At 61.2% G+C, this 24,736-nt stretch carries 23 protein-coding genes; 14 read left to right on the forward strand and 9 right to left on the reverse strand.

Annotation, left to right across the window (positions count from 1 at the left end; genetic code table 11):
• Nucleotides 1–99: 99 nt before the first annotated feature.
• Entirely contained in the window at nt 100–1,269 is a 1,170-nt protein-coding gene (locus OKW27_RS08145; RefSeq protein WP_429333148.1) for a hypothetical protein, read from the reverse strand.
• Nucleotides 1,270–1,504: 235 nt separating this feature from the next.
• The gene (locus OKW27_RS08150; RefSeq protein ID WP_429333149.1) at nt 1,505–3,799 is read right to left on the reverse strand and encodes a response regulator; all 2,295 of its coding nucleotides are present in this window, start codon (nt 3,797–3,799) and stop codon (nt 1,505–1,507) included.
• A 606-nt stretch (nt 3,800–4,405) separates the two neighbouring features.
• On the opposite strand from OKW27_RS08150, the gene OKW27_RS08155 reads away from it, so the two are divergent.
• The 7 genes from OKW27_RS08155 (at nt 4,406) to OKW27_RS08185 (ending at nt 11,526) form a co-directional block, all read left to right on the forward strand.
• Nucleotides 4,406–4,771 carry a response regulator gene (locus OKW27_RS08155; RefSeq protein WP_429333150.1) on the forward strand — a complete coding sequence of 122 codons (366 nt, stop codon included), beginning with the start codon at nt 4,406–4,408 and terminating at the stop codon, nt 4,769–4,771.
• Complete coding sequence (locus OKW27_RS08160) at nt 4,764–5,387, forward strand: chemotaxis protein CheC (protein ID WP_184031036.1); 624 nt, start codon at nt 4,764–4,766, stop codon at nt 5,385–5,387. The genes OKW27_RS08155 and OKW27_RS08160 overlap by 8 nt, the downstream gene beginning before the upstream one ends.
• The gene (locus OKW27_RS08165; RefSeq protein WP_187617622.1) at nt 5,384–6,334 is read left to right on the forward strand and encodes a sensor domain-containing diguanylate cyclase; all 951 of its coding nucleotides are present in this window, start codon (nt 5,384–5,386) and stop codon (nt 6,332–6,334) included. The genes OKW27_RS08160 and OKW27_RS08165 overlap by 4 nt, the downstream gene beginning before the upstream one ends.
• Before the next feature lie 233 nt (nt 6,335–6,567).
• The gene (hpnD, locus tag OKW27_RS08170) at nt 6,568–7,416 is read left to right on the forward strand and encodes a presqualene diphosphate synthase HpnD (RefSeq protein WP_429333151.1); all 849 of its coding nucleotides are present in this window, start codon (nt 6,568–6,570) and stop codon (nt 7,414–7,416) included.
• A gap of 4 nt (nt 7,417–7,420) precedes the next feature.
• A complete protein-coding gene (gene hpnE, locus OKW27_RS08175) occupies nt 7,421–8,689 on the forward strand; it encodes a hydroxysqualene dehydroxylase HpnE (RefSeq protein WP_429333152.1) in 1,269 nt (422 codons plus the stop codon).
• Nucleotides 8,686–10,764, forward strand: a complete 2,079-nt coding sequence (shc, locus tag OKW27_RS08180) for a squalene--hopene cyclase (protein WP_429333153.1) — start codon at nt 8,686–8,688, stop codon at nt 10,762–10,764. Before hpnE ends, shc begins: the two co-directional genes overlap by 4 nt.
• 3 nt (nt 10,765–10,767) lie before the next feature.
• Nucleotides 10,768–11,526 (forward strand): phosphorylase, encoded by a 759-nt coding sequence (locus OKW27_RS08185; RefSeq protein ID WP_429333154.1) that lies wholly within the window; start codon nt 10,768–10,770, stop codon nt 11,524–11,526.
• Nucleotides 11,527–11,799: 273 nt separating this feature from the next.
• On the opposite strand, the gene OKW27_RS08190 is transcribed toward OKW27_RS08185, so the two are convergent.
• The 5 genes from OKW27_RS08190 to OKW27_RS08210 all read right to left on the reverse strand — a co-directional run bounded on the left by OKW27_RS08190 (nt 11,800) and on the right by OKW27_RS08210 (nt 15,920).
• Complete coding sequence (locus OKW27_RS08190; RefSeq protein WP_429333155.1) at nt 11,800–12,210, reverse strand: hypothetical protein; 411 nt, start codon at nt 12,208–12,210, stop codon at nt 11,800–11,802.
• A gap of 662 nt (nt 12,211–12,872) precedes the next feature.
• Nucleotides 12,873–13,730 carry an HNH endonuclease signature motif containing protein gene (locus OKW27_RS08195; protein ID WP_429333156.1) on the reverse strand — a complete coding sequence of 286 codons (858 nt, stop codon included), beginning with the start codon at nt 13,728–13,730 and terminating at the stop codon, nt 12,873–12,875.
• A gap of 4 nt (nt 13,731–13,734) precedes the next feature.
• Nucleotides 13,735–14,223: an AAA family ATPase gene (locus OKW27_RS08200; protein WP_429333157.1), complete on the reverse strand. Its 489-nt coding sequence runs from the start codon at nt 14,221–14,223 to the stop codon at nt 13,735–13,737.
• 160 nt (nt 14,224–14,383) lie between these two features.
• Complete coding sequence (locus OKW27_RS08205; protein WP_429333158.1) at nt 14,384–15,307, reverse strand: hypothetical protein; 924 nt, start codon at nt 15,305–15,307, stop codon at nt 14,384–14,386.
• A 313-nt stretch (nt 15,308–15,620) separates the two neighbouring features.
• Entirely contained in the window at nt 15,621–15,920 is a 300-nt protein-coding gene (locus OKW27_RS08210) for a helix-turn-helix domain-containing protein (protein WP_429333159.1), read from the reverse strand.
• Nucleotides 15,921–16,160: 240 nt separating this feature from the next.
• On the opposite strand from OKW27_RS08210, the gene OKW27_RS08215 reads away from it, so the two are divergent.
• The 5 genes from OKW27_RS08215 to OKW27_RS08235 all read left to right on the forward strand — a co-directional run bounded on the left by OKW27_RS08215 (nt 16,161) and on the right by OKW27_RS08235 (nt 20,033).
• Nucleotides 16,161–16,760, forward strand: a complete 600-nt coding sequence (locus OKW27_RS08215) for a hypothetical protein (protein ID WP_429333160.1) — start codon at nt 16,161–16,163, stop codon at nt 16,758–16,760.
• A gap of 797 nt (nt 16,761–17,557) precedes the next feature.
• Entirely contained in the window at nt 17,558–18,055 is a 498-nt protein-coding gene (locus OKW27_RS08220) for a hypothetical protein (protein ID WP_429333161.1), read from the forward strand.
• Nucleotides 18,052–18,573, forward strand: a complete 522-nt coding sequence (locus OKW27_RS08225) for an HAD domain-containing protein (protein ID WP_429333162.1) — start codon at nt 18,052–18,054, stop codon at nt 18,571–18,573. Before OKW27_RS08220 ends, OKW27_RS08225 begins: the two co-directional genes overlap by 4 nt.
• Nucleotides 18,574–18,596: 23 nt before the next feature.
• Complete coding sequence (locus tag OKW27_RS08230) at nt 18,597–19,127, forward strand: HAD domain-containing protein (RefSeq protein WP_429333163.1); 531 nt, start codon at nt 18,597–18,599, stop codon at nt 19,125–19,127.
• A gap of 279 nt (nt 19,128–19,406) precedes the next feature.
• Entirely contained in the window at nt 19,407–20,033 is a 627-nt protein-coding gene (locus tag OKW27_RS08235; RefSeq protein ID WP_429333164.1) for a hypothetical protein, read from the forward strand.
• 121 nt (nt 20,034–20,154) lie between these two features.
• On the opposite strand, the gene OKW27_RS08240 is transcribed toward OKW27_RS08235, so the two are convergent.
• Both OKW27_RS08240 and OKW27_RS08245 read right to left on the reverse strand, forming a co-directional pair.
• The gene (locus OKW27_RS08240; protein ID WP_429333165.1) at nt 20,155–20,373 is read right to left on the reverse strand and encodes an AbrB/MazE/SpoVT family DNA-binding domain-containing protein; all 219 of its coding nucleotides are present in this window, start codon (nt 20,371–20,373) and stop codon (nt 20,155–20,157) included.
• 277 nt (nt 20,374–20,650) lie between these two features.
• Entirely contained in the window at nt 20,651–20,962 is a 312-nt protein-coding gene (locus tag OKW27_RS08245) for a hypothetical protein (protein WP_429333166.1), read from the reverse strand.
• A gap of 552 nt (nt 20,963–21,514) precedes the next feature.
• Here OKW27_RS08245 and OKW27_RS08250 point away from each other — a divergent pair.
• Nucleotides 21,515–22,027 (forward strand): hypothetical protein, encoded by a 513-nt coding sequence (locus OKW27_RS08250; RefSeq protein WP_429333167.1) that lies wholly within the window; start codon nt 21,515–21,517, stop codon nt 22,025–22,027.
• A gap of 1,017 nt (nt 22,028–23,044) precedes the next feature.
• The gene (locus OKW27_RS08255) at nt 23,045–24,631 is read left to right on the forward strand and encodes an N-6 DNA methylase (RefSeq protein WP_429333168.1); all 1,587 of its coding nucleotides are present in this window, start codon (nt 23,045–23,047) and stop codon (nt 24,629–24,631) included.
• Nucleotides 24,632–24,736 lie beyond the last annotated feature (105 nt).

The following is a 24,736-nucleotide window of genomic DNA, read 5'->3' on the forward strand; positions in this document are numbered from 1 at the left end:
TCAGCGCCGCTGACCGCGTCCTGACCCCGTCCGCCGAAGCAACGCGAACACAGCGCGCGCCGCGTAAGGCGGCCGCGCTCGTGTCGCTCGGCGCATCGCCTACACGTGGTGATGGCCGGTCGCCCGCTCCCAGCCGTGACGCACCGCGAGCTTGAAGCGCTCCCACGTGCTGTCCGGCGACGTGGTTTCCCAATGGCGGCGTGCCTGGGGCTCGATCTCATCCCACGGACGATTGCGGAATCGCGCGTCGCGAGCGATCTCCGTGCCGTAGCGATAGGCCGGCACATAGTCTTCGTAGCGCGCGTTCGCGGCGGCGTACTGCTCGTCGTAGTGCGCGCGGAAATCTTCTTCGTACTCCAGATATTCGTTCGGCATCTGCGCGCCGGCACCGGTGCCCGGCTGCCCGCCTTCTGGGACGATGTCGGACGGCTGCATCACCGCGCCCGAACCTGGTACCGAGCCGGCGGCGATCGCGCGGCGTCCCGCATCGCCGGCGAGCGGATCGACGATGGGTTCGTTGACCGGATCGCTCATCGGCCGTTCGCTGATCGGCGGCGGCGCGAACGGCTTGGCGGCGGCGCCGATGTCCGCCGGCGGCATGGCGGCCAGCGGATCAGGGCGCGGGGCGGCGGGAGGGGGCATGGTGTCGGGTGCGGTCGTACCGGTCGCCGAAGTGGCGCCCGTCGCGCCGGCGATTCCGGTCGATTCGGTCATGGCCGCCGCACCCGCTGCGCCGCTGCTCGAACTCACGCCCGCTGCACCCGGTGTCGCAGTGGCGTCGCGCATCCCGGGCGTCGCACCCGCCTCGGTCGTTACGGTCGACGTGCGCGGCGTTCCCGGCATCACCGCGCCGATGCCCAGCTCATCGAGTATCGAGTGGTCGCGGTCGGTGGCGGCCGGCGTGTCCGCCTCGGGCGGGCGGTCGCCGATATCCGTCGCGCCGAGCCGCACGAGCGTATTGCGCGCCAGCTCCGCATGCGACTCGCTTGCCGCGTGGACGCACACGAGCACAGCGCCGCGCCGCATCGCCTCGGCATAACGCGCGGTGTCCGATGGGCGCGGCCCGGTCGAGAACAGGCTGGCGAGAAAGCGCTCGATATTCGCGAGCACGCCCGCGTTGGCGACTTCGCTGGTGGCCGAGCCAACCGAAGGTTCGGCGTTCGCCTGCAACTCGATCTTCTCGCGCGCAAAGCCGGTTTGCACGAGCGTGTCGCGGGCGGTTTCGGCCTGCATGTAAGTGTCGAATAAACCAATCACGGTATGTTGCATGGTTGTCTCCCGACATGTTCTGCTGGAAAGGGCGACCCTCGCAGCGTCGTCCCCTTGCCGTGTGCAGGCAAGCAACCTTCATGCCCCGCACCGCCGCGCGGCGCCGCCGCGTCCCATGCCCAGCCGCGCTGCCCGGCGTGCTACGCATGACGCGGGCTCACGATGAAAAAAGCGCGGCGTGTAAGCGCCGCGCTTTTTACAAGGCCTGGTAAATGACGCCGGCACGGCGTGGACATCAGGTATCGGCCGGATGTGTGGCGGCATCGTTGTTCGTTTGCACGGCGTCGTGCTGGATCGTTTCGAGCAGTTGCTCCAGCAGTCCGATATCGAACGGCTTGGACAGCACGCGCACGTTCGCGTGCCGCGCGCGGTCGAGCTCTTCCGCGTAGCCGGTGACGAGGATGACCGGCAGCTGTGGGTCGAACCTGAGCACCGCTTCGGCCAGATCGATGCCGTTCATCTTGCCGGGCATGTGGATGTCCGACAGCACCAGATCGAACGGCAGCGGCTCGCCGGTGCTCGCGCGCTTCGCGCGGGCGTCGTCGAGTACACGCAGCCCCGTGTCGGCGTTGAACACGCAGGTGACCTGATGACCCATCATCTGCAGCAGCGCCTCGGTGCCGGCCGCGACTTCTTCGTTGTCCTCGACGAGCAGCACGCGCAGGCCCTGTGGCACGCCGCTTTCGGTCGCTAGCGCTTCTGCAGGCCCGGCCGTGTGCGGCTCGGTCGACGCGCGCGGCAGATAGAGCCGCACCGAGGTGCCCGCGCCGATCGCGCTGTCGATTGCCGCGAGCCCGCCCGAGCCCTCGCAGAACGCGAAGACCTGCGGCAACCCGAGTCCCGTGCCCATGCCTTTGGGCTTGGTCGTGAAAAGCGGCTCGAACGCGCGCGCGAGCACGTCGGGCGCCATGCCGCCGCCGGTGTCCTCGAGCGACAGTTGCACGAACTCGCCGGTCAGCGGAAAGCCGTCCTCGTGACGGAACACGACATTGCTCGCGCGCACCGTGAAGCGTCCGCCGTTGGCCATCGCATCGCGCGCATTGACGGCGACGTTGATCAGCGCGAGCTCGAGCTCGGCGACGTCGACGCGCACCGGCCAGGTATCGACGCCGCTATTGATCACGAGCGACACCTTCGCGCCGAGCGACGCGCGCAGCAGTTCGCGGCACGACGGCAGCCAGCGTTCGAGCGACAGCGTCTCGGTGCGCAGCGGCTGCTTGCGCGCGACGCCGAGCAGCTGCCGCGTCAGCGACTGGCCGCTCTTCAGCGCGCGCTCCATCGCCGACAGTTCGCGCTCCAGTTCGCCGACGCCGCGCCGTCGCACGATCTGCACGTTGGCCGACAGGATCATCAGCAGGTTGTTGAAGTCGTGCGCGACGTTGCCGACCAGCCTGCCGAGCGCTTCCATCTTGCGCGACTGGCGGTACGCGGATTCGATCGAGCGGCGCATCGATGCCTCGGCCTGCCAACGCTGCCACGCTTCCTCTTCGGCGCCGAGGCGGCGCAGCGACAGCCAGATCACGCACCACAGGGCGATCGACGGCGTGAACATCGACAGGACCAGCACGCTCAGGTGCTTGTACCAGGCGGCCCAGATCGCCGACGTGCGATAGCCGCACAGCACGTAGACCGGATACGAGCCGACGTGCCGGAAGGCGACGATCAGGTTGCCGTCGGCGAAGCTCGAGCGCATCCGCACGACGCCGGAGCGCTGCCCCTGCCTGACCGCTTCGGCGAACGGCGAATCGGACGCGAGCGCGGTCGGCTCGCGTGGGCCGCGCGGGTAATGCGCGAGCACCGCGCCGTCGGTGCGCACGAGGCTCATGATGATCGGCGTAGCGTCGCTGCTGCCGAGCAACTCGCGATAGAACGCGTCGAAATAGCTGGGCCGCAGCGCGATCGACACGACGCCCGCGAACGAGCCATTGGGCGCCTGGCGCTCGACGCCCATGTTGAACACCTGCTCGCCGCTCACATGTCCCGTCATCACTTTCGACACGCGTTCCAGCACGTTGCCGTCGCGGATGCCGACGAAATCGTCGCGCTGGCCGACCGAATTTTCCGGCGACGGATACAGGCGGCTGCTCACGAGCAGCGCGCCCTGCTGGCCGAAGATCGACACCGAGGCTACCTGCGGATAGCCGCCGCCCATCGTGCGCAACTTGTCGTGAATGGTGTGTTCGCGCGCGCGAATGCCGTCGTCGTCGAGGCCGTCGGTCAGTTCGACGATGCGCGAGTTCAGCGTCTCGTTCATGTCGAACACCTTCAACGCGTGTTCTTCGGCGACCCGCACCGTGCGCAGCGCCAGATCGGTCGCGTCGGCCTCGCGCGAGCGCAGATCGGCGAATGCCATCGCCGCGACGTAGACGAACGGCAGCACGATCGCCGCGACCAGCAGCGCGATCAGCGTGATGCGACGCACCTGGAAATTCTGTTCCGGCACGCTGGGAAACGACGCGTCGTCCTGCTCGCGGGCAGGACGACGCGAAAGACGGCCCGCGCGGGCGGAGTCGACCCGGTCTGATGTCATTGTCGTTGACGCGAAAAGTCGTTCGGATGTGGCAGCCCCGTATCGGGCCGTTGCCGGCACCATGCCGCCTTCAGAACAAGCATAGACGCAGCACGGAATAATTTGCCGCAACGCGTCGGAGATGGGCGTCCGCCGTGCCGGCCGTTCTTTAAGAGCGGCTTTAAAACAGCGACGAATCGGGAAGCGCAAACGTACACAAAAGGATAAAGATTAAAGAATGTCCGCCCCGACGATAGATCTATTTCTGATATTCGCCTAGCAGAGAAACAGATCGTTACCGTCAGCGATTCTGGCGAGTTGCTTTTGCGCGACTTTACTTCGACAATCCTCGTCACGATAAAAAGGGCCGTTGCCACCTCTGTGCGCCGGATCGTCAAGGTTAGCCAAACGCGTCCTGCTGCATTCGCGCCCCCTCTCGCCAAAGGCAATCGCAATTCGACAGGCGCCACTGTACCTGGTCGCGCATCGGTCGGCATCACGCGAAGGTGTGCCGCCCTCCGCTGTCGCGACGAACGAAATACGCACACAACCAGGCGCGGAAAGCGCGCAGACGAACCAGCCGATTCCTTTATCCGACCCGCCCAAACCGCCCGACCCGCCGTTGCCATGCTCCCCATTGTGATCGCCGACGATTCGCTGCTCGCCCGCAAGTTGCTCACGAAGGCACTGCCGCCCGACTGGGCAGTCGACGTGTCCTACGCGACGAACGGGCACGAGGCGCTCACGCTATATCGCGAGGGCAAGGCATCGGTGATGTTCCTCGACCTGACGATGCCGGACATGACCGGCTACCAGGTCCTCGAAGCGTTGCAGCAAGAGGACCTCAACACCTTCGTGATCGTCGTTTCCGCCGACGTGCAGCCGCTCGCCCAGCAGCGCGTGCGCGAGCTCGGCGCGATCGCGTTCATCGCCAAGCCGGTGACGCCGGAGGCGGTCCTGCCCATCCTCAAGGAGTACGGCTTGTATGTCTGAGCCCGCCTTCACCGAAGACCAGCGCGACGCGCTACAGGAAATCGCCAATCTCGCGATGGGCCGGGCCGCGACGCGGCTCGCGGGCCTGCTCGATTCGTTCATCGAACTGTCGGTGCCGCGCGTGCGGATGGTCGCGGTGAGCGACGCGGCGCGCACGCTGCGCGAGATGACCCATATCGACGACACGGTCAGCGCGGTGCGTCAGGGCTTTCGCTCGGACATCAAGGGCGAGGTGCTGGTGATCTGTCGCAGCGACAGCATCGCGCAGCTGTGTTCGCTCGTCCGCGACCCGTACGCGCGTTCGAGCTACGAGGAGGTCGGCGAGCGCGAACTGATGCTCGACGTCGCGAACCTGCTGTCCGGCGCGTGCGTGTCGTCGATACTCGACCAGCTCGGCCGCACGCCGGTGTTTTCCGCGCCGGGCATGCTCGGCGACACGCTGACGCTCGACGAAGTGTTCCAGCCCGGCGTGCTGCAATGGCAGGTGGCGCTGCTCGTCGAAGTGAATTTCGCGCTCGAACATCAGAGTTTTCGCGCGCATCTGGTGATGCTGATGGCCGAAGAATCAATCCGTCACATGAACGAAGCGCTCGATGCGCTGCTGTCCAGTATATGAACGTCTCCGTGGAATCGTTGAGCGACCTCGTGGTCGAGCGGGTCGGTTTTGGCATCTTCGTGCTCGACCGTGAACTGAACGTGCTGATGTGGAATCGCTTCATGCAGGACCATAGCGGCCTGTCGGCGGAGCAGGTGGTCGGCCACTCGATCTACCAGAACTTTCCGGAGCTGCCGCGCGTGTGGCTGTCGCGCAAGATCGAGAGCGTGTTTCAGCTCGGCAGCTTTGCGTTCAGCTCGTGGGAGCAGCGCCCGTATCTGTTCAAGTTCGATCACGACCGGCCGATCACCGGTGGGGTCGACTTCATGCAGCAGGACTGCACGTTCATGCCGCTGATGCGCGGTCGTGAAGTGGTGGCCGTGTGCGTGACGATCTCCGACGTGACGCATGTGAGCATCGTGCAGCGCGAACGCGAGGAGGCAGTTGCGAAGCTGCAGGAGTACGCGAATCGCGACGGACTGACCGGCATCGCGAACCGGCGCTTTTTCGAAACGCGGCTGCGCGACGAGTTCACGCGCTGGCAGCGCTACGGCGGCGAGATGTCGATGTTGCTGTTCGACCTCGATCACTTCAAGAAGATCAACGACCAGTTCGGTCATGGCGTCGGCGATACGGTGCTGCGTGTGATGGCGCAGCGCGTCGCCGGCGTGGTGCGCGCACAGGACACGTTCGGGCGCTTCGGCGGCGAAGAGTTCGCGCTGCTGCTGCCGTGCACGCCGCTCGACGACGCCATGCTGGTGGCGGAGAAGATCCGTCGCGTGATCGAGGAAACGCCGGTGGAGCTGATCGGCACCAGCGTGCCGGTCACGGCGAGCCTCGGCGGCGCGACGGCGCGCGCCGGCGTGCCCGCCTACGACGTGCTGATCAACGAGGCCGACGCGGCGCTCTATAGCGCAAAGCGTCAGGGCCGCAACTGCGCGGTCGCGTTCCGGCTCGCGGGAGCCTGATTCGCTAGCGGGGGCGGCGCGGTCGAGGCCGCCGCGCCCGGCGGCCTTCCTTCCCGTCCCCCTATTGACCGGCGAAACTGCGGTCACCGGCAAAGATTGCTATACTTTTCGCCGTTTCCGGCCGCCCAGCCGGATGTTTCGCGCGTGTCCGCGCGCGCGGGCCCACTGCCCTGCGGGTCGGCATAAAAACCTCTTTGAACGCCTTTCAGCGGGCGCCTCCAGCGGAGATCGTCTTGGCTGTTTCCAATCTTGTCGTGGACGATACTGAAACCGACGCCGCTGCCGCCACGTCCGGCAGCTCGTTTTATCTTGCGATGCGCATCTTGCCGGCGGCGCAGCGCGATGCGATGTACCAGGTCTACGCCTTCTGCCGCGCCGTCGACGACATCGCCGACAGCGACCGGCCGCGCGCCGAGCGCGCGGCCGGGCTCGAGCAATGGCGCGCCGAGATCGACGCTTGCTACGCCGGGCAGCCGCGCGCGTCGCTGCGCGCGCTGACGCGGCACATTCACACGTTTCATCTGCAACGCGAGGATTTTCACGCAATGATCGACGGCATGGCGATGGATGCCGCCGCCGACATCTGCGCGCCCGACGACGCCACGCTCGACCTCTATTGCGACCGCGTCGCGAGCGCGGCCGGCCGTCTGTCGGTGAGGATATTCGGGATGCGTGACGAGCCGGGCCGGCTGCTCGCGCACCATCTCGGCCGCGCGCTGCAGCTCACCAACATCCTGCGCGATATCGACGAAGACGCCGTCATCAACCGCTGCTATCTACCGCGCGAGCTGCTCGCGCGCGAAGGCATCGCGGCCACGGACCCGCGGCAGATCGCTGACGATCCGACGCTGCCGCGCGTCTGCGCGACGCTCGCCGAGCGCGCGAAGCAGCACTTCGCCGCGTCCGACGCAATCATGGATCGCGAGCCCCGCGCTCAGGTGCGCGCGCCGCGCATCATGTCGGGCGTCTATCGCGTGCTGCTCGAGCGCGCGCTGGAGCGCGGCTTCGACGTTCCGCGCACGAAGGTCCGCAAGCCGAAGCTGCGCCTGCTGTGGATCGTCGCGCGTTACGCGCTTTTCTGAGCTGATGCCGAAGCTCGTCCACGTGGTCGGCGCGGGCGTGGCCGGACTCGCCGCCGCCGTGCAACTGCAGCGGCGCGGCGCGCGGGTCGTGCTGCACGAAGCGCAGGATCACGCGGGCGGCCGCTGCCGTTCGTACTACGACGCGAAGCTTGGTGCGACGCTCGACAGCGGCAATCACATCGTGTTGTCGGCCAATGCCGCGACGCTCAACTACGTGCGCGCGATCGGCGCCGCCGACGAACTGGTCGGCCCCACGCAGCCCGAGTATCCGTTCGTCGATCTGGCCACGCGTTCGCGCTGGAGCGTGCGTCTGTCGCCGGGGAGTTTGCCGTGGTGGATTTTCGATGCGCGCGCGCGCGTGCCGAACACGAGCCCGACCGATTACCTGTCGCTCGTGCCGCTGCTGTTTGCGAAACCGGGCCGCAGCGTCGCGCAGACGATGCGCTGTCACGGTCCGCTGTGGGAACGGCTGCTGCGGCCGCTGCTGCATGTGCTGCTGAATCTGGAGCCGCGCGACGCGTCGGCCGAGCTGACCGGCGCGCTCGTGCGCGAAACGCTGCTCGCGGGCGGGCTCGCGTGCCGGCCGCTGGTCGCGCGTAATGGTCTTGGCAGCGCGTTCGTCGATCCGGCGCTGCGTCTGCTGCAACATGGCGGCGCGACGATCCGGCTCGGTTCGCGTCTGCGCGACATCACGTTCGCGGCCGACCCGGCCCGTGTGCGGACGCTGCATTTCGACGATGAGAGCATCGCGCTCGGCGCGAACGAGGCGGTGATTCTCGCGCTGCCGCCCGAAGCCGCGGTGGCTCTCGTGCCGGGCCTGCGCGCGCCGACGCGTTTCGCGGCCGTGCTCAACGTGCATTTCGCGGTCGAGCCGCCGTTCGGCTTGCCGCAGATCACCGCGCTGCTGAACGGAACGGCCGAATGGCTGTTTGCGTTCGACGACCGCCTGTCGGTGACGCTCAACGGCGCCGAGCGGCTCTTCGACACGCCGCATGACGTGCTGGCGGCGACCGTCTGGGCCGAGGTCGCGCAGGCGGTCAATCTGCCGGCCGCGCCGCTGCCGCGCTGGCAGGTGGTGATGGAATCGCGCGCGACGTTTGCCGCGCTGCCCGCGCAGGAGACATTGCGGGCGGGCACGCGCACTCGCTGGAACAATTTGCTGCTCGCGGGCGACTGGACGGCCACCGGCCTGCCCGCGATGCTCGAAGGCGCGATCCGCTCCGGCCAGAAGGCCGCGGATACGCTGCTGAATCAACCGATGGAACGCAGATGAACGACTTATCTCACACCCAGCCGCTCGACGCGGCGCTGCCCGAAGCCGCCGATGCGGCGCCGGACCTGGCCGAAGCTGCCGTGGTTGCCAACGCGCCCGCCGTGGCGGACGCATTGGCAACCGCAACGCCGGCGCCCGTGCAGGGCGCGAACGCGCTCGACGCATCGATCACGCGCGCGACCGATGCGATCCTGGCCGCGCAGCAGCCGGACGGCCATTGGGTCTACGAACTCGAAGCCGACGCGACGATTCCGGCCGAATACGTGTTGCTGGTCCACTATCTCGGCGAAACGCCGAACCTCGAACTCGAACAGAAGATCGCGCGTTATCTGCGCCGCATCCAGTTGCCGAACGGCGGCTGGCCGCTCTTCACCGACGGCGCGCTCGACATCAGCGCGAGCGTGAAGGCGTACTTCGCGCTGAAGATGATCGGCGACCCGGTCGATGCCGAGCACATGGTGCGCGCGCGCGACGCGATCCTCGCGCACGGCGGCGCGGAACACGCGAACGTGTTCACGCGAATCCTGCTCGCCCTCTTTGGCGTGGTGTCGTGGCGCGCGGTGCCGATGATGCCGGTCGAGATCATGCTGCTGCCGGTGTGGTTCCCGTTCCATCTGTCGAAGGTGTCGTACTGGGCGCGCACGGTGATCGTGCCGCTGCTGGTGCTCAACGCGAAGCGGCCGCTCGCGCGTAATCCGCGCAAGGTGCGCATCGACGAGCTGTTCCGCGGCGCGCCGGTGAACACCGGCATGAACGAGCGCGCACCGCATCAGCACGCGGGCTGGTTCGGCCTGTTCCGTTGTGTCGATTCGGTGCTGCGCGCGGTCGATGGCCTGTTGCCGAAGGGGACCCGCGAGCGCGCGATCCGCGCGGCGGTCGCGTTCGTCGACGAACGGCTGAACGGCGAGGACGGCCTCGGCGCGATTTTCCCGGCGATGGCCAACTCGGTGATGATGTACGACGTGCTCGGCTATCCGGCCGATCATCCGCATCGCGCGATCGCTCGCAAATCTCTCGACAAGCTGCTCGTCATCAAGGACGACGAAGCGTATTGCCAGCCGTGTCTGTCGCCGGTGTGGGATACGTCGCTCGCGGCGCACGCTTTGCTCGAAACCGGCGAAGCGCGCGCCGAACAGGCGGCCGAACGCGGGCTCGCATGGCTGCGTCCGCTGCAGATTCTCGACGTGCGCGGCGACTGGATTTCGCGCCGCCCCAACGTGAGGCCGGGCGGCTGGGCGTTCCAGTACAACAACGCGCATTTCCCGGATGTCGACGATACCGCGGTGGTCGCGATGGCGATGCACCGCTCGGCGGCGCTCACGCAATTCGATGTCGATCGCGAAGCAATTGCCCGCGCGCGCGAATGGGTGGTCGGCATGCAAAGCAGCGACGGCGGCTGGGGCGCGTTCGAACCGGAAAACACGCAGTACTACCTGAACAACATTCCGTTCTCGGACCACGGCGCGCTGCTCGATCCGCCGACCGCGGACGTGTCGGGCCGCTGTCTGTCGATGTTCGCGCAGATCGGCGAGCTGCCGCAAAGCAGCGAGCCGGCGCGGCGCGCGTTCGACTACATGCTGCAGGAGCAGGAGTCGGACGGCAGCTGGTACGGCCGCTGGGGCCTGAACTACATCTACGGCACATGGACCGCGCTGTGCTCGCTGAACGCGGCCGGCATGTCACACGACGACCCGCGCATGCGGCGCGCGGTGCAATGGCTCGTGTCGATCCAGAACGACGACGGCGGTTGGGGCGAGGGCGGCGAGAGCTACAAGCTCGACTATCGCGGCTACGAGCGTGCGCCGAGCACCGCGTCGCAGACAGCCTGGGCGCTGCTCGGACTGATGGCGGCGGGGGAGGTCGATCACGAGGCGGTGGCGCGCGGTATCGACTATCTGCAGCGTGAGCAGCGCGAGCATGGGCTGTGGGACGAAACCCGGTTTACCGCGACCGGCTTTCCGCGCGTGTTTTATCTGCGCTACCACGGCTATCGCAAGTTCTTCCCGCTGTGGGCGCTCGCGCGCTTCCGTCATCTGAAGCGCAATGGGCTCACGCGCGTCACGGTCGGGATGTGACGGATGTCCGTGTCGATGACGCCGTCCGTGGGGACGGGCGCTAGCAGCTTGCCGGTGATCGTCGTGACGGGCATGGCGTTCGAGGCACGCATCGCACGCGGCGACGGCAGCGTGCGCGTCGAAGTCGTGTACGCGGCGCGCGCCGATCTGCTCGAGCGCGCGCTGAACGCGGCGGTCGCTCGCGGCGCGGCGGGGATCGTCAGTTTCGGCACGGCGGGTGGGCTCGCGCCGGATCTGCAGCCGGGGGCGCTGATCGTCGCGGATGCCGTGCACGGGCCGTTCGGGCGTATCGACACGGATCGGCAATGGGCGGAGCGGATTGCCGCCGCCGTGACCGACGTCAGGACGGCCGAAGGGCTCGCGGGACGTCTGCGCCGTGGCGCGATGGCGGCAGTCGCCGCGCCGCTGATCACCGCCGAAGACAAACGCGCGCTGCACGAATCGACCGGCGCGCTCGCGGTGGATATGGAATCGCACATCGCTGGCGCGATCGCTGTCGCGCACGGTCTGCCGTTCGCCGTGTGTCGCGCGATCGTCGATCCGGCCTGGCGCACGCTGCCGCCGGCCGCGACCGCTGGTTTGCGCGACGACGGCAGCACCGCCCTCGGGCCAATTCTGCGCGAATTGCTGCGGCAGCCGTCGCAACTCGGCGCGCTGCTGCGCCTCGCCGGCGATGCGCGCGCCGCGCGGACTACGCTGGTCGAGGCGCGGGAGGCCTTGGGGAAGGGCGGCGCGCTGCGGATCGCGGGCGTCAGCAGTTGAGCGACGGGGATGGCGGTTAGCCATCCCGACTGCGTCTGGGGCCGGCAGCAAGTCGCTAGCATGGGCGTGACCTACCCCTGGAGCGGCGACTCGAGTCTTCGCCCAGGTCCCTTAGGCGGTTGCGCAGTCGCTGGTTATCTGCGTAAAGCCCCGCAAATGCCAGTATGAACAGTAGCAGCGGAAACCACTGGCCGCTGTAGCGAATCAGCGCCCATGCGATCGCCGCACAGGCGATCGCGGCGAGCAGAAGCGCCACTTTATCGACGATCCAATTCATACCAATTCCGCTCGATGGAGCGCCAGACAGGCGTAGTGCCGGCGCGCTGGCCTGTTTGTCAGCACTTCCGGATGGCGATGGATGAATGCCAGCATGGTCTGCGGAACGACCAATCCGAGGCGGGCCGTTGCAATTCGCGCAGTGACCGCCGCGCTGCTGGTGCCGCACGTTATCGCTGCCTTGGTCGCGACGATCAGCGAACCGATGCATGCACCGACGTAGAACGCCGCACTTAGCGCGCCAGCGACGGATAGCGCCTCCAGTGTCGTTGTTGCGCCGATCAACTCGGCAACCGTTGCGCTAGGTCCCAGTGTCTTCAGCGCGTTGAGCATGGCCGTAATATTGGACGTCGCCGTCTCGAGAGTGCTGAACAGGCTGCTCGGCGAAGGAAGGCCCAACGCGTTCATATTTGCTGCAAATGCACTTCGAAGTTGCCACAAATAACCGAATTCATAAATTGTCTGACTACGCCGTAGTCGGGGATGCCAACTTTAGGTACGGACAGAGCCCGAACCAATCAGCAACTTCTTAAAAATTGCGGGGATAGTGATGGACGTGCCTCCTAGCCATCGCCCGAAGCGGTTGACCACTAGCGGTGGTCCATCGTGGGCCCCCAAGACTATCAGCACGATTAATTATGCAATTTTGAAATATAAGGGAAAACCCTTACTCTTGGTACAATGTTAGTGTTAACCCTTAGGTTCCGGCGCATGACGCGCCCTCCCGGGAGCCTCAGACACGGAGTACCAAGTGAATTTCCACACGAGAAAATGGGTCAAGCCCGAAGACCTGAATCCCAACGGGACTTTTCCGTGCTGACCGAGAAATCGTCAATCGGAGTCACAGGATTCTGTTACTTAATGTAACAGAATCCTCCGGCGGCCCCCGCGTTACAACTGTTACTGAGGGTATCTTTGTGTTACTGGCGCACTAACCGCCCGGCGCAAAAGGGCGCTGGAGCGACAGTTTGCGAAGGCTCGGCCGGTAACTGGCGGGTGCAGGCAATGTGTGGTTTCGCAATGCAAATTTGGCCCCAATATATGCCACTGGCGGAGCCGTTCTCCATTCTTTAAGCACCGACCTGCCTACGCCCAATACGAAAGCCACCGTCGCAAAACGGAATGCACTCGGACAAACCGTGCAACAGGGCAGTTGTCCAATGGTTCAAGCCAAACGAGTCAGCATGATGAGTTGCTGACCGGGTGAGAAATCGCGCAACATTATTGGCTCCTTCGGGCGTGGCGTACGCATCATCGAGACTGGTTCGTAACGACGTTATCAGCGACGTGACTGGTCCTTTAAGCCGCGTATTCAAATCCAATCGCGTTAATTGATATTGAAGCCGCCGGTAAGCGCCTTCGGAGAGTCCCGGAGTCTCAATGATATTGAAATCGGTGACTAGCGCCCTTTCGACCATTGTGCAGGTCGTACGAAGGAATCTTTCTTTTGGAAGGTTCGCGAAATAGGCATTGATGAACCGCTTATCATCGGCCTCTCCAACGACTGTCGAGCCTTTTTTCGTATTGCAGGTTTCACAGGCCGGCACAAGATTTCGTGCATAGACTGCAAGTGCCTTAAAATTCGCGCGCGGAAGGTGGTGGTCGAGCGTTGTAATTGGACCAAAACCGCAGAACGGGCACTGTTCAATTTCGGCCTTCAGTCTTGCGCGAAGACTCGCAAGCCGCCCCGCCCCTTTTGTGGCGTCATATCCATCATGCACCGCCTGCGCAACTGCCTGTGCAATGTGGCCCTCCTGGAGCTCCGGAACGGGTTCACCTAGCCCTTTGTCGTAAGCCTGATACAAGGCGAGAAAAGCAGCCTTATCTTCGTCAGTGAGGTCTGCGAGAGCATCGCCTCGCGCCGGAGTCACTGCTGTGACAAGTTCCTCCATGCATACATCGGTATCAGGTAAAGGAAGCTTCCACATCGTCTTATTCCTTCGAAGCCTGAACGGACATCACGTACGCTCGCGCCTGAAGGCTCAATCCTCCTAGTTCGAACAGTGCTTCAATTTCCTCAATATCCTGAATCTGGTCAGCAAGTTGCCGAAGCGTCGCAGTGAAATCTGTTACTTCGGAAGTGAGATTAAAGACATTCGACGTCAATATCCCAATATTTTCGCCGAACGTCTCAGTCTTTGGCTTTCGGACAACCGTGTGCGCCCCCTCCCGGGAGATTACGTGGACGTGCTTCGCCAATGTTTCTTGTAGAACGACTGGCGAGTGAGTGGCGACAATGGCATACGCGTCTTGCTCATCAAGCACGGTCCGTATTGAGTGCATCAAGGCTGCGAGTAATGGCGGATGCAGATGTGTCTCTGGTTCGTCGAAGAGTACCAGCGAGCGTGGCTCCACGTATGCAACTAGGCAACAGATAACGTGAAGGACAATCTTGTGACCGGTACTCCAGTCAAAAAACATTTTCTTGCAATCGTCGCGAAGCAAGGAACCATAGAGCGTGGACCTCAAGTCGTTGAAAGACGGGTCCGAGAGAAGAGGTGTCAGCGCGGTAGCTAAAAGCTCAGTTTTCTTAAGAGTTATAATGCGTTCGACCGTCCGAGCAAACTCCGCACTCAACTCTTCAGCTGACCTTAAGAATTGTCCGCTGTTGTCTGTCCTCGAGTGGGATATCTTCGGCCGAGTCATCGAAATCTTCATCGCTGAGCTCTGCGCCGATATTACGCAATCCGCAGAAGATAAACCTCCCGGTACCACTGCGTATCTCATTGGCGATTGTCTTGCGTTCCCGCAACGTGATGCCTGGAACCTGGAAATTATCGAAGCCGCTGTAGGAGACGGTTAATACGCGAGAGAAGCCGAGCCCATCTGGAGCGAGCGCTGCCATGCGGGCTAAGCTTGTCCGGCGACGATTGCCCCGAGACGCATGTGCGATTCGCGCCAATCTCGATAGAAGCGTGCTTTTGCCGGAGCCGTTACGGCCTATCACAACCGCGATTCTGCTTGGCAATACAGCTGCACGAGCTGCCGAGGCAAGTCGTTGCGGATAAGGCCTTTTATCTGGAGCGATTGGAGCGTCAAATGTGAACTGAATAGAGTTCGACCACTCGGACATCCTGAATTCAAAACTTGCAGCTAGACCTTTGGGGAGCTCACTGTAGTTTTGCTCGAGAATTGTCCGTGCCATGAGCAAGAAATCATCGAGGGAATCGAAGTCACGTGTTAAAGACTTCTCCCAAGCAACGTGCGCTGCGAAACTATCTATGCGAGTTTTATCTTGAACGACGTCTCGAAGAGAGATTAGAATAAAATCTCTATCGGGCTCCGGTATTTCAGATAGACGCTGATAGTAGTCCAAGGACTGCCCGAGAGAGCAGTAGTTATCGTCAAGAACGTCAAAGGGTTCTTGAAGAATGGAGGACTCGGTTTGCGGCTGGTCACGTTGCAGAATCTTGACGTCCCCGATGCCACGCCGCTTGCCGGTTCCGTCAATGTATTCAAGATGATATTGGGTCTTGTAGCCGTGGTCGTCCCATCTATCTTGCATAAGAACGAATGAGCTGGGGGGATTTGATGAGGGAATTCCCCGGGGTGGAACTACAAATACTCTGAGGCTCATGCGGACGTTTTATATAGGGTGTTTATGAAGTCGCTGTCCCAAGCGCTGTCCGACCAGTGACGGCATAGGCGTAGTGGACAGACCGCATGCTAACGTCGACAGCATTCTTTTTGTTGGCTTCCGTGGATGCATATCGCGATTCACCACTTTTGAGTGGTGTGGACGCCCTCGCCGAGTCACTATCGACGCGCTCCCTTTCTTTCATCGGAAAGTTGGTCGAAACCAGAAGCGTTCTATTGCTTTATCGCCCTCGTTTCTGCCTCGCCTGAAGGGTGTGGGGTTCCGGCTCCCCTTTGTCAGGAACAGGATTCGAGAGAAGTTCCTGTGGGTCGATGCCAAGCGCTTCAGCAATCCGCTGAAGGTTATCTATTGTAAGGTTGTTCGCCGCACGCTCTATCTGGCTGATGTATGTGCGATGCATTCCGCAGTTCACGCTCAGTTGTTCTTGCGACAACCCCTTCGCTAACCGTTTGCGACGCACGTTAGCGGCTATTCGCTGACGCAACCACGGCTCGACGTCCTTGTTATCAATTTTTTCCATGTGCCGCAGCGTGGCGGAATGGCGGGCATTCGTCTACCTTTCAAACATCTACCGTTCTTGCGTATACTGGATATACATCTACCGCGTTTACATATACTTTGTAAACGTCTACACTGTGCTCATGGCAGCGGGGTGCGATGGCGTCGTTGACGATGCTCGAGTAGCTACCGCCGAATCACTGTGGCCTGAGGTGACATCGACGTTCGTCTCGATGACCGATGGGGCGGGAAATGAACAGTCATGGTCTACCTATTTTTCTGCGTGAGCGGCGCACTTGGCCCGTTGAACCTAAATTTCTCTGTTCCTAGGCGGCAGGGTGCGATAGCAAATATGCGCAGGCTCGAGCCCGATGTTTCGCTTTTGACAGAGACGCTGCGCGACTACCCTGGTGCCGTCATCGTTGTCGGGAACGCGTGGCCGTTTCACTACAGCCTCGACTCGCTGCGACAGGCATTCTCTACGTTGGGGCGGCGTGTCACAAATTTCGTCAGCACGCTGGCTGACAGGCAAGAAGAAGCGATTCTTGATTTCATGAAGGGCCGCACCGAGCCGTGCGTGGTAGTTGCCTCCAAGGATGCTGAGTTTTCAAAACTCACGGACGCTCGGCGTGTCGACGTTGATATGCAACTGGGATTCAACGAATCAGCTCAGTCCGCTCTGTTGCGGCACCTGCGGGCAATTGGCGAGCCTGCAATTCGGGAGCTCGCGTTCGACGACATGCTCCGTGCGACCGTCTCTGGCCATGCCCTTCGCCGGGCCAGCCGGATGCTGTCGCTCGTGCACGCAAGGGACGACGTTGAGTTTCAGCGGAGGCTTCGCTCGATACTCGGCGACGGGTAAGCAAGCGGACAGAAATACAACGACGACGCACATTACAAAAGTTAGGTTTACGAAGCATAGATGGGAGAACGCACTCTGTGACATGCATATCTTCATCTCAACATCCGGTTCGCCGACGGATTCGAGTCGTGCCCTCACCGACTCGTGAGTTGTCAAACAGAGTTCGGCCTAGGCGACCTGGCGGTCGTCGAACTGTTTCGCCAGCGATTGCGACAGTTCTTCTGAGAGGCACCCGTACATGACACCAGCGAGTAAGCAGAACGAGCTCGAAGAGCTCTCGCTTGATGCCGCCGCGCGAGTACTGGGCGTTCCGCGCATAGTCGTCAGGAAGCTCGTCGAGGACAACGTGCTCCCGAGTCGCATCGTCAAGACAGGTTACCGACAGATACTACGGATACCGACGGTGGCCGTACACGCGCATCGAGAGAAAATGCGTGCAATACACAATGCGGGGCTACGTCGACAGATGGACATCGGGGCGTGCGGGCCTCTACGACGCAGAGAATGAGGACCTCCCGAAGCACCTGAAGTCTAAGGGCGAGAAAGAATCAAGAGTGGTCACTCTTTTTCCGCGCACTAGAAAGGCCGCACGTGCTGGTGAAAAAGTGCGGTGCCGCCCGGCGAGCCGGGTCCCACCTGGAGTGAGAGTTCTACAGCCACGGATAGAGAACCCAGCGCTACGGCGACCAGCGTTTGCTGGTCGCCGGTCTCATACGCATCTTTACGCACAGCAAGACCAACGTGTGCGGCCTGACAGGAGGCGGCACTATGGATAGCCACAACAATGTAGGAGTTAAATGATGGAAGAAGGTGGCATGACCGAACAGTGCACAACCAAAGCACAGCGGAGTCTCTTGCCAGTTAGAGTCTCAGATGACGCTTTTTTTCATGTGCGCTACGACGGAAAGACTGGTGACGCCCCAGGGAACGAGAACGCCTTTATTGCACACACGCTCGACAGCGTTCTAACTTTGCTGGCGACAGCGAACTGCGATACGCCCGCTGTGTATCTCTGTTCCAAGAAAGTTGATGGAGACATTGCGGTTCGGCGCGTAACAGCGGTCAGTGAGCTTCCGGACACGGACATGTGCATCCTTTTTTTCGGGGACGGCAACGGTGTGCTTTGGGATGAGAGCAAGCATCTAGGGGCCATCAGCACTTACGTCGATGTAGATGCGCCGTTGAGCCTGAATCAATTGGCAAACATTGCCGCTCGTGTGGCAAGCGCCAGCGATGCCGAGCGTGAACCGAATGATACGGGTCAGACGGAAGCTGACATTCAGCGGCCGCTATGAACGGAAAAGTCGACAGCATCAGGAAAACGGAGCGGAATCGACAGGTCTTATTTCTGGATTTCGACGGAGTGCTTCACCACTTTGGGGCCGTTCGCGCCCGGAGAGGCATCACCAGTATCTCTCCGGCCGTCCAGCTTTTCGAATTTGCCCCGATTCTCGTGGAATTCCTTGCCCCACACAGTCGCGTGGAAATCGTTCTTTCGACGTCGTGGGTACACCAATTAGGCTACCAGCGAGCGAAAAAGGCGTTGCCGGGAGCATTAGGTAAGCGCGTGGTCGGTGCGACATATCACTCGAGGTATTTCGACGCCGGAACGTGGGCATCGAAGGCGCGCGGGACTCAGATTTTGCGCTATGTCCTGACTCATCGTCTGACGAGATGGCTCGCAATTGACGATGAAATCATCGGTTTCGATGAACATCTGTCTCACGTCGTCCGGTGCGACGAGAGTCTGGGTCTTGGCGACCCGGAGACTCAGAAGTTGATGTGCGCTCGACTTGCAGAGCAATTTGGATAACCAACTTTACGGCACGTAGACAAATGCGACATGTCCTCTTCCTTGATATTGATGGAGTGCTTCATCGAGGTATCGCTCGTCGCGCTGGAAACCGCGTAATGAGCAGCGCCCCCGACATAAAGTTATTCGAATTTGCGTCGGTGCTCGACGATTTGCTATCTCCGTATCCTGAGGTCGAAATCATCATTTCTAGCGACTGGTCGCTGGTACTGGGCACCGAGTTCACACGAGCCGCTATTCCTTCGCAGGGTCTGAGAGACCGTATCTCGGGCGCGACCTTCGACGGATGCACGTTTAATTCGCTCTTGTGGCCGGTGCTTTCACGCGGAGAGCAAATTCTCGATTATGTGAAACGGAATGCGCCGCTGGAATGGTTAGCGGTCGACGACCGAACAGACGGATTCGAAGCGCACCGGCTTAGGCTCGTAAATTGCCAAACCGATGTCGGATTAGGCGACAGTGCAGTCGTCGAGCAATTCCGCGACCGCCTACAGCGCTTCTTCACGAAAGCTCCTAATGATGACGCCGAGAACTATCGCGCACAGGAAGGCTAAGCGTGACGAAGGTCCTGCCTCGATGTCTAAGAGCAGACCGAGCGGACAGCTTAAAAAACAGCTGTCTGTAGCAATCGACCTTGGTCTTGCTCATGTCGTAGCGGAGCTAACTCCACGTCGCTACGTTGAATTGATGACAACGGGGAGTGCCGAGATTGGTCGGGCGCTCAAGCAGGCGATTCTAGACGAACAATTCGAGCAGCGACGTAGGGCGAGGGGGAATGCTGAGTTGTAGTTGAGACTCGGTTGTAATTGGGACCGACGTTGAGGGGAGAAAGAATGTCCATTTACCTGGAGCTCGCTGGAGAGGGTGCCGAAATCGTCTGGCTCGCGCATTGGTCGATACGCGAGACCGCTGACGGTGCGCGGCATTTCGTTGGTTACAGCCTGGAAACTTCTAACGGACGCGTCAGCACAAAAATCGTTCACCTGGATAAGGCGACCCGTACTGCGCAGACACTAAGTGGGCGAATCTACCAGCTCGTTGGTCCGAGCGGGCATAGCGTCGATGCCGAGTATGTGTTCAACACGTTCGCCAGAGGGCTCGGCAACGGAAAACCATGGCGAAATGTGTCGCGCGAGCTGATTCCTGATTGTCAGGAGCGAAGTCAGGTGACAGCCAACTGTGAGGAGGTGACCCTCGAGGCCGCCGCACGGCTGCTCACCCTATCGCGCTCATATGTGAAGTCGCTCATCAGAGACGACAAAATTTCAGGTCGAGTTGGCGAGGGCGGTGTTCAATGGATTCCGATTGTCGCGTTGACGGAATACCGTGCAAAGATGCGTGCAGAACAGAAAGCGGCACTCGAAGCCCTAATGAGCGAGTCCGAACGGCTCGGCCTCTATGACGTCGAGGCTTCGGAGCTTCCGATGCGTGGAACGCCCGGCGGCAGTGAACATGAGTAAATTACGTCACCACCCTTTGTTCGGTGACGGACGAATCGCGAAGCGGTTTGTTGGATGGGGGGTGCTTGTTCAAACTGACTATCGTCGTCGCGGATGAGCACTTTCATATCCGGAAATGCCATCAACTCCCCGAAAAATTCATATCCTCGATGTCCACGTGCCTGTCTGCCTTCACCGACCCTGCCAGGTCGAGAATCGACAGGCTTTTCGCGCGCACGATGACATCGCCGTCTGGCGTCACATGCCAACGGAGGCGAGTGCCCGGTTTGGCTTTAAGCGCCGCTCTCACTTCTGCAGGAACCGTGGTTTGCCCTTTAGATGTCACGGTTGATTCTGCCATGCTCCCTCCTGGGCTGTCCGGTAACTGTAAGGCGACGTCGCAACGCGCGCAAGTCCGAACGTCACCGGCCGGCAGCTGCCTCATTCAGAAGTTCCTCTTCAAACTGAACATTACGGCCTAGTTCGTCGTAAACGCCCGATGTGTTCGTTGCAGGACGCTCGGTCGTTGCGAAATGCCAAAACGGCGAGCATGGTTCAAAGCCGCCGAAGTTCATGCCGTGAAGCATAACGTTGCTCCGAACGAGCCGACTTACTTCCAACCGACGTTGGGCGGCATACTATTCGTTGTAATTTAATTGCAATCGAGCAACAGTATCCGGGGCAAGGCCAAATTTCCCAGCTAGGCGGCAGAAGAATCGGTCGAACGTTTCCGCATGATGACGAGGACGATGTGCGAGCTTGAAGGGCGCGATATCAAGCAACTGAGAAGGCGAGAAGAGCCGTTCCGCAGCGACACCTTGTCGTCGTCTAAACTCAGCAAAGAAATCGTCAAAGGTGCTCTGACACAAGCTGACTGCCTCGACCAATTGGTCCAAGTGGTCAATGCTCAGAATATGCGGCAGGTCGTCTTCCTCTTTGTCGTCAAACAAAAACTTTCCAGAGCCGAGGAACAAGTCTCCGTAGGTGATGGTGACCTTGTGAACAGCTAGACGGCGAGGCCATTAATGCGACTCGTTCTAAGTCATCGGCAGTACATCGCTCAGCGACCCCTTCGATGCTTGAAGGGTGATTGAGCCGAAGCAGCAGGCGGACTGGGCGGTAGACGAACCCCCTGCCTCCCGCTTCATTGTTCTGTGTGCCGAGCAATACGAAACCCGGCACCTTGACGGAGTTCATGATAGCGTGGCGTGATGAAGTGAAAATATGGGACTAATCGCCGGTCAGGCTGCCAATCGATGCTCGTAGTAAGGTCGGTCCCATTCGTCAAGTATAGTCCACGCCGGTATCGCCGAGAGTGGATTTAGTCCTCAAATGGCTGACCGAAACGCGAACAGTCGGTTCGATGCCAGAGCGCCCCAGTCTTCGGGGCAGAATAAGACGAAATCAGGAATCCGACCTGGCGGTGCTCAGTTGGTCGGGCGCATATGTTAGAGTCCGAGCGCTCTTTTGGAGCGGAGTCTCTACTGATTGAATAATTACAAATGAACGACGAAAAACTAACCACGGAAGAAATCGTACTTCAGCGGAGTAAAGCAGGCCTCGTTTTGCAGCAGGCTGCAACGGTTTGCGATGCGAATCGAGATGCACTGCTCGCCGTCTGCAAGCTGAAAGCACCTGCATTCGGAGGCGGCGACCAGAACGGAGGGGTACTGGTCGAATCGATAGTGCAGATGTTGTATAAGTTCGGCTATCATCTGCGCCCTCGAAACCCGCCTCGGGTCGAAGCAGGAATCGAGAAGCTTCGCAAGGAACAAGTCCGAGCCATGATGAGCAGAAGCGGGCGCGCTGTGCGAAATGCAGCCTCCATATGCAAAGCGAATCGCGATATGCTCGTTTCTTTCTTGAAGACACAGGCAGACGTAATGACCGACGCCGGGACTCTTCCAGCATTTGTTGACGCTGTGGCCGCAGTCTTACTCGCTTACGCGCTACAGCTAGAGTTCGATGAGACCATCGAGGGCTTCAAAATCGCTGACAATCCGTTTCGGTTTTAATCGCTTCCACACGCCCCCGAGGTGTATTCCTGTCGGCGATAGGTCGACGCGATGACGGCGGCTGTACGGCGCGAACTTGCATGCGAGGCGGTGACAGTTGTGCACCCCGTCAAATCTCCCGAACGCACGGAAACAACGGAATTCCGCTGTCGTCCGGCGCGCGCCAGTTGGGCACGCCGTGCCGCTGGACACATCGCCATACTGCGACTCTCGGGGTGCGGCCGACCGTCCGGTTCGCTTCCTCGTAATTCTTTCCAACGGCCTAGGGGACAGGCGCGCGTTCGGCTCCCGTGGACCTCCGTGATTTGAGAGCGGACGGATTGATTGCTAGGGCAGGGAAAACGTAGAGCGTTCGAAAAACCGGTTGGCGAGATGCCGTCCTGATTGACGCCTACTAACTAGGCGCGACCTTAGACGCCGCTCTTCTTCAGCTATTGTACGCGGTCCATAAGTGCGGTCGTCGGCGTAATGCGCGACCAATTATTACTAGCGCTAACGCTCGAACCCTTGCTGGTTCGAGAGCTCTGTATCAGGGCCGTTTCAAGTATTCTAGCCAGTTCGATTAGAGCCAGAGCGGTAGAGCGCGTTGAGGCTACCGCTAACATACGCGCCCAGCTTTTACGGCTGCGGCAGCAATCGAAGAAGCTGCCTGCCGGAGGAATTCTGCATTACCTACCTCGGAGTTGTCCTTTGGCTCACGCCAGCGCTCTCGCGGCCGGAGTGCAACTGGTGCAGATGGACAATTGAACAATGCATGCCAAAGCCGCAGCGCCTACATGAATGTGGCAACGCAGGCGCTGCGCGGTTGCATACTGCGCCGCAACAAATTCGGTTCCTGGCATAACTTTAAAGAAGTTGCTTCACTCCGCCGGACAATTTGCCGTAGGCGTGCGGAGCGCCGGGCAAGAGGTGCTGACGCGTCGCACGGCCCTTTCACCCGCCGAACCGAACTGAATTAGGCCGGATTCTGGGTCGGCGCGAGTATCATCTTAACTTTGCTCCGTCATTCGGCGTCAAATGAACCAAGACCTAAAAAAGACCCTTTGGGCGGCAGCCGACAAGCTGCGCGCTTCCATGGATGCCGCAGAGTACAAACACATTGTCCTCGGCCTGATTTTCCTCAAATATATTTCAGATGCATTTGATGAGCGTCGTGCGCAGCTTGCCGCCGCATTCGCAGACGAGGGCGGCGACCTCTACTTGCCCGAGTCGGTGGACCGTGCAGACGCTCTGGAAGAGCGCGACTATTACACAATGGCAAACGTCTTCTGGGTGCCTGCGGCGGCACGCTGGGAGGCACTGCGCGCGCAGGCAAAGCAAGCCGACATTGGCGTTCGGATTGATGCCGCGCTGGAAGCCATCGAAGCCGACAATCCGCGCTTGAAGGGCATTCTCGACAAACGTTTCGGTCGCACTCAGCTCGAACCCGGCAAGCTCGGCGAGCTGGTTGACCTAATTTCCAAGATTGGCTTCGGCGAAGGCCACCACGCGAAGGACCTGTTGGGCGAGGTGTACGAATATTTCCTCGGTCAGTTCGCTACCGCCGAAGGCAAGAAGGGCGGGCAGTTCTACACGCCCGCCTCGGTGGTTCGCGTACTGGTTGAGGTGCTGGCACCCCATCAAGGGCGTGTGTATGACCCGTGCTGTGGCTCGGGCGGCATGTTCGTGCAGAGCGAGAAGTTCATCGAGTCCCACGGTGGGCGCGCGGACGACATCAGCATCTACGGCCAGGAAGCCAATCCAACCACGTGGCGTCTGGTGGCGATGAATTTGGCGATTCGTGGCTTCGCGGCAGACCTCGGCAAAGAGCCCGCCGATACGTTCCACCGAGACCAACATCCGGACTTGCGTGCGGACTACGTGCTCGCGAACCCGCCGTTCAATATTAGCGACTGGGGTGGTGAACGCCTGGCTGATGACCGGCGCTGGGCGCATGGCACGCCTCCGGCCGGTAACGCGAACTACGCGTGGCTCCAGCACATCCTGCACCACCTAAGCCCGCGCGGTCAGGCCGGCGTGGTGCTCGCCAACGGAAGCATGAGCAGTAATCAAAACAGCGAAGGTGACATTCGCCGCGCCATGGTTGAGGCCGATGTGGTGGACGTCATGGTCGCCCTGCCGCCTCAACTGTTCCTAAACACGCAGATTCCGGCTTGCCTGTGGTTTCTCGCTAAAGATAAGAGCGGTACGCCGATTGCAGGTGCCAAGCCGGGACGTGACCGACGAGGTGAAGTGCTGTTAATTGATGCGCGCAAGCTCGGGCGCATGGAATCACGTGTAGTGCGCGTGTTTGATGACGAAGACATTGCGAAGATTGCTGCGACGGTGCATCGCTGGCGTGCCGATGGCGAGGATGGCACCAACGAGTCGTATGCGGATATGCCGGGCTTCTGCCGGTCAGTGAATCTGGCCGAGATTGCTGGGCATGGTCACGTGCTTACGCCGGGCCGCTATGTGGGCGCGGAAGAAGCGGAAGATGACGACGAGGCGTTTGGCGAGAAGATGGAACGCCTGACCTCGCAGCTTGCCGAGCAGATGGCGAAGGGGGCTGAACTGGATGCTGTGATTCGCGAAAAGCTCGGGAGGATGGGCTATGCGGTCTGAACGCTCTTTGGAGTCACGCACGGGGGGGCGAGCAGCTACTACCGGTGTAATACCTGGTGACTGCGCCATCTCGGTAGGAAACCCGGGGTCGGCCCTGCCGGACGG

Source organism: Paraburkholderia sp. 35.1, assembly GCF_050436525.1.
Classification (GTDB): domain Bacteria; phylum Pseudomonadota; class Gammaproteobacteria; order Burkholderiales; family Burkholderiaceae; genus Paraburkholderia; species Paraburkholderia tuberum.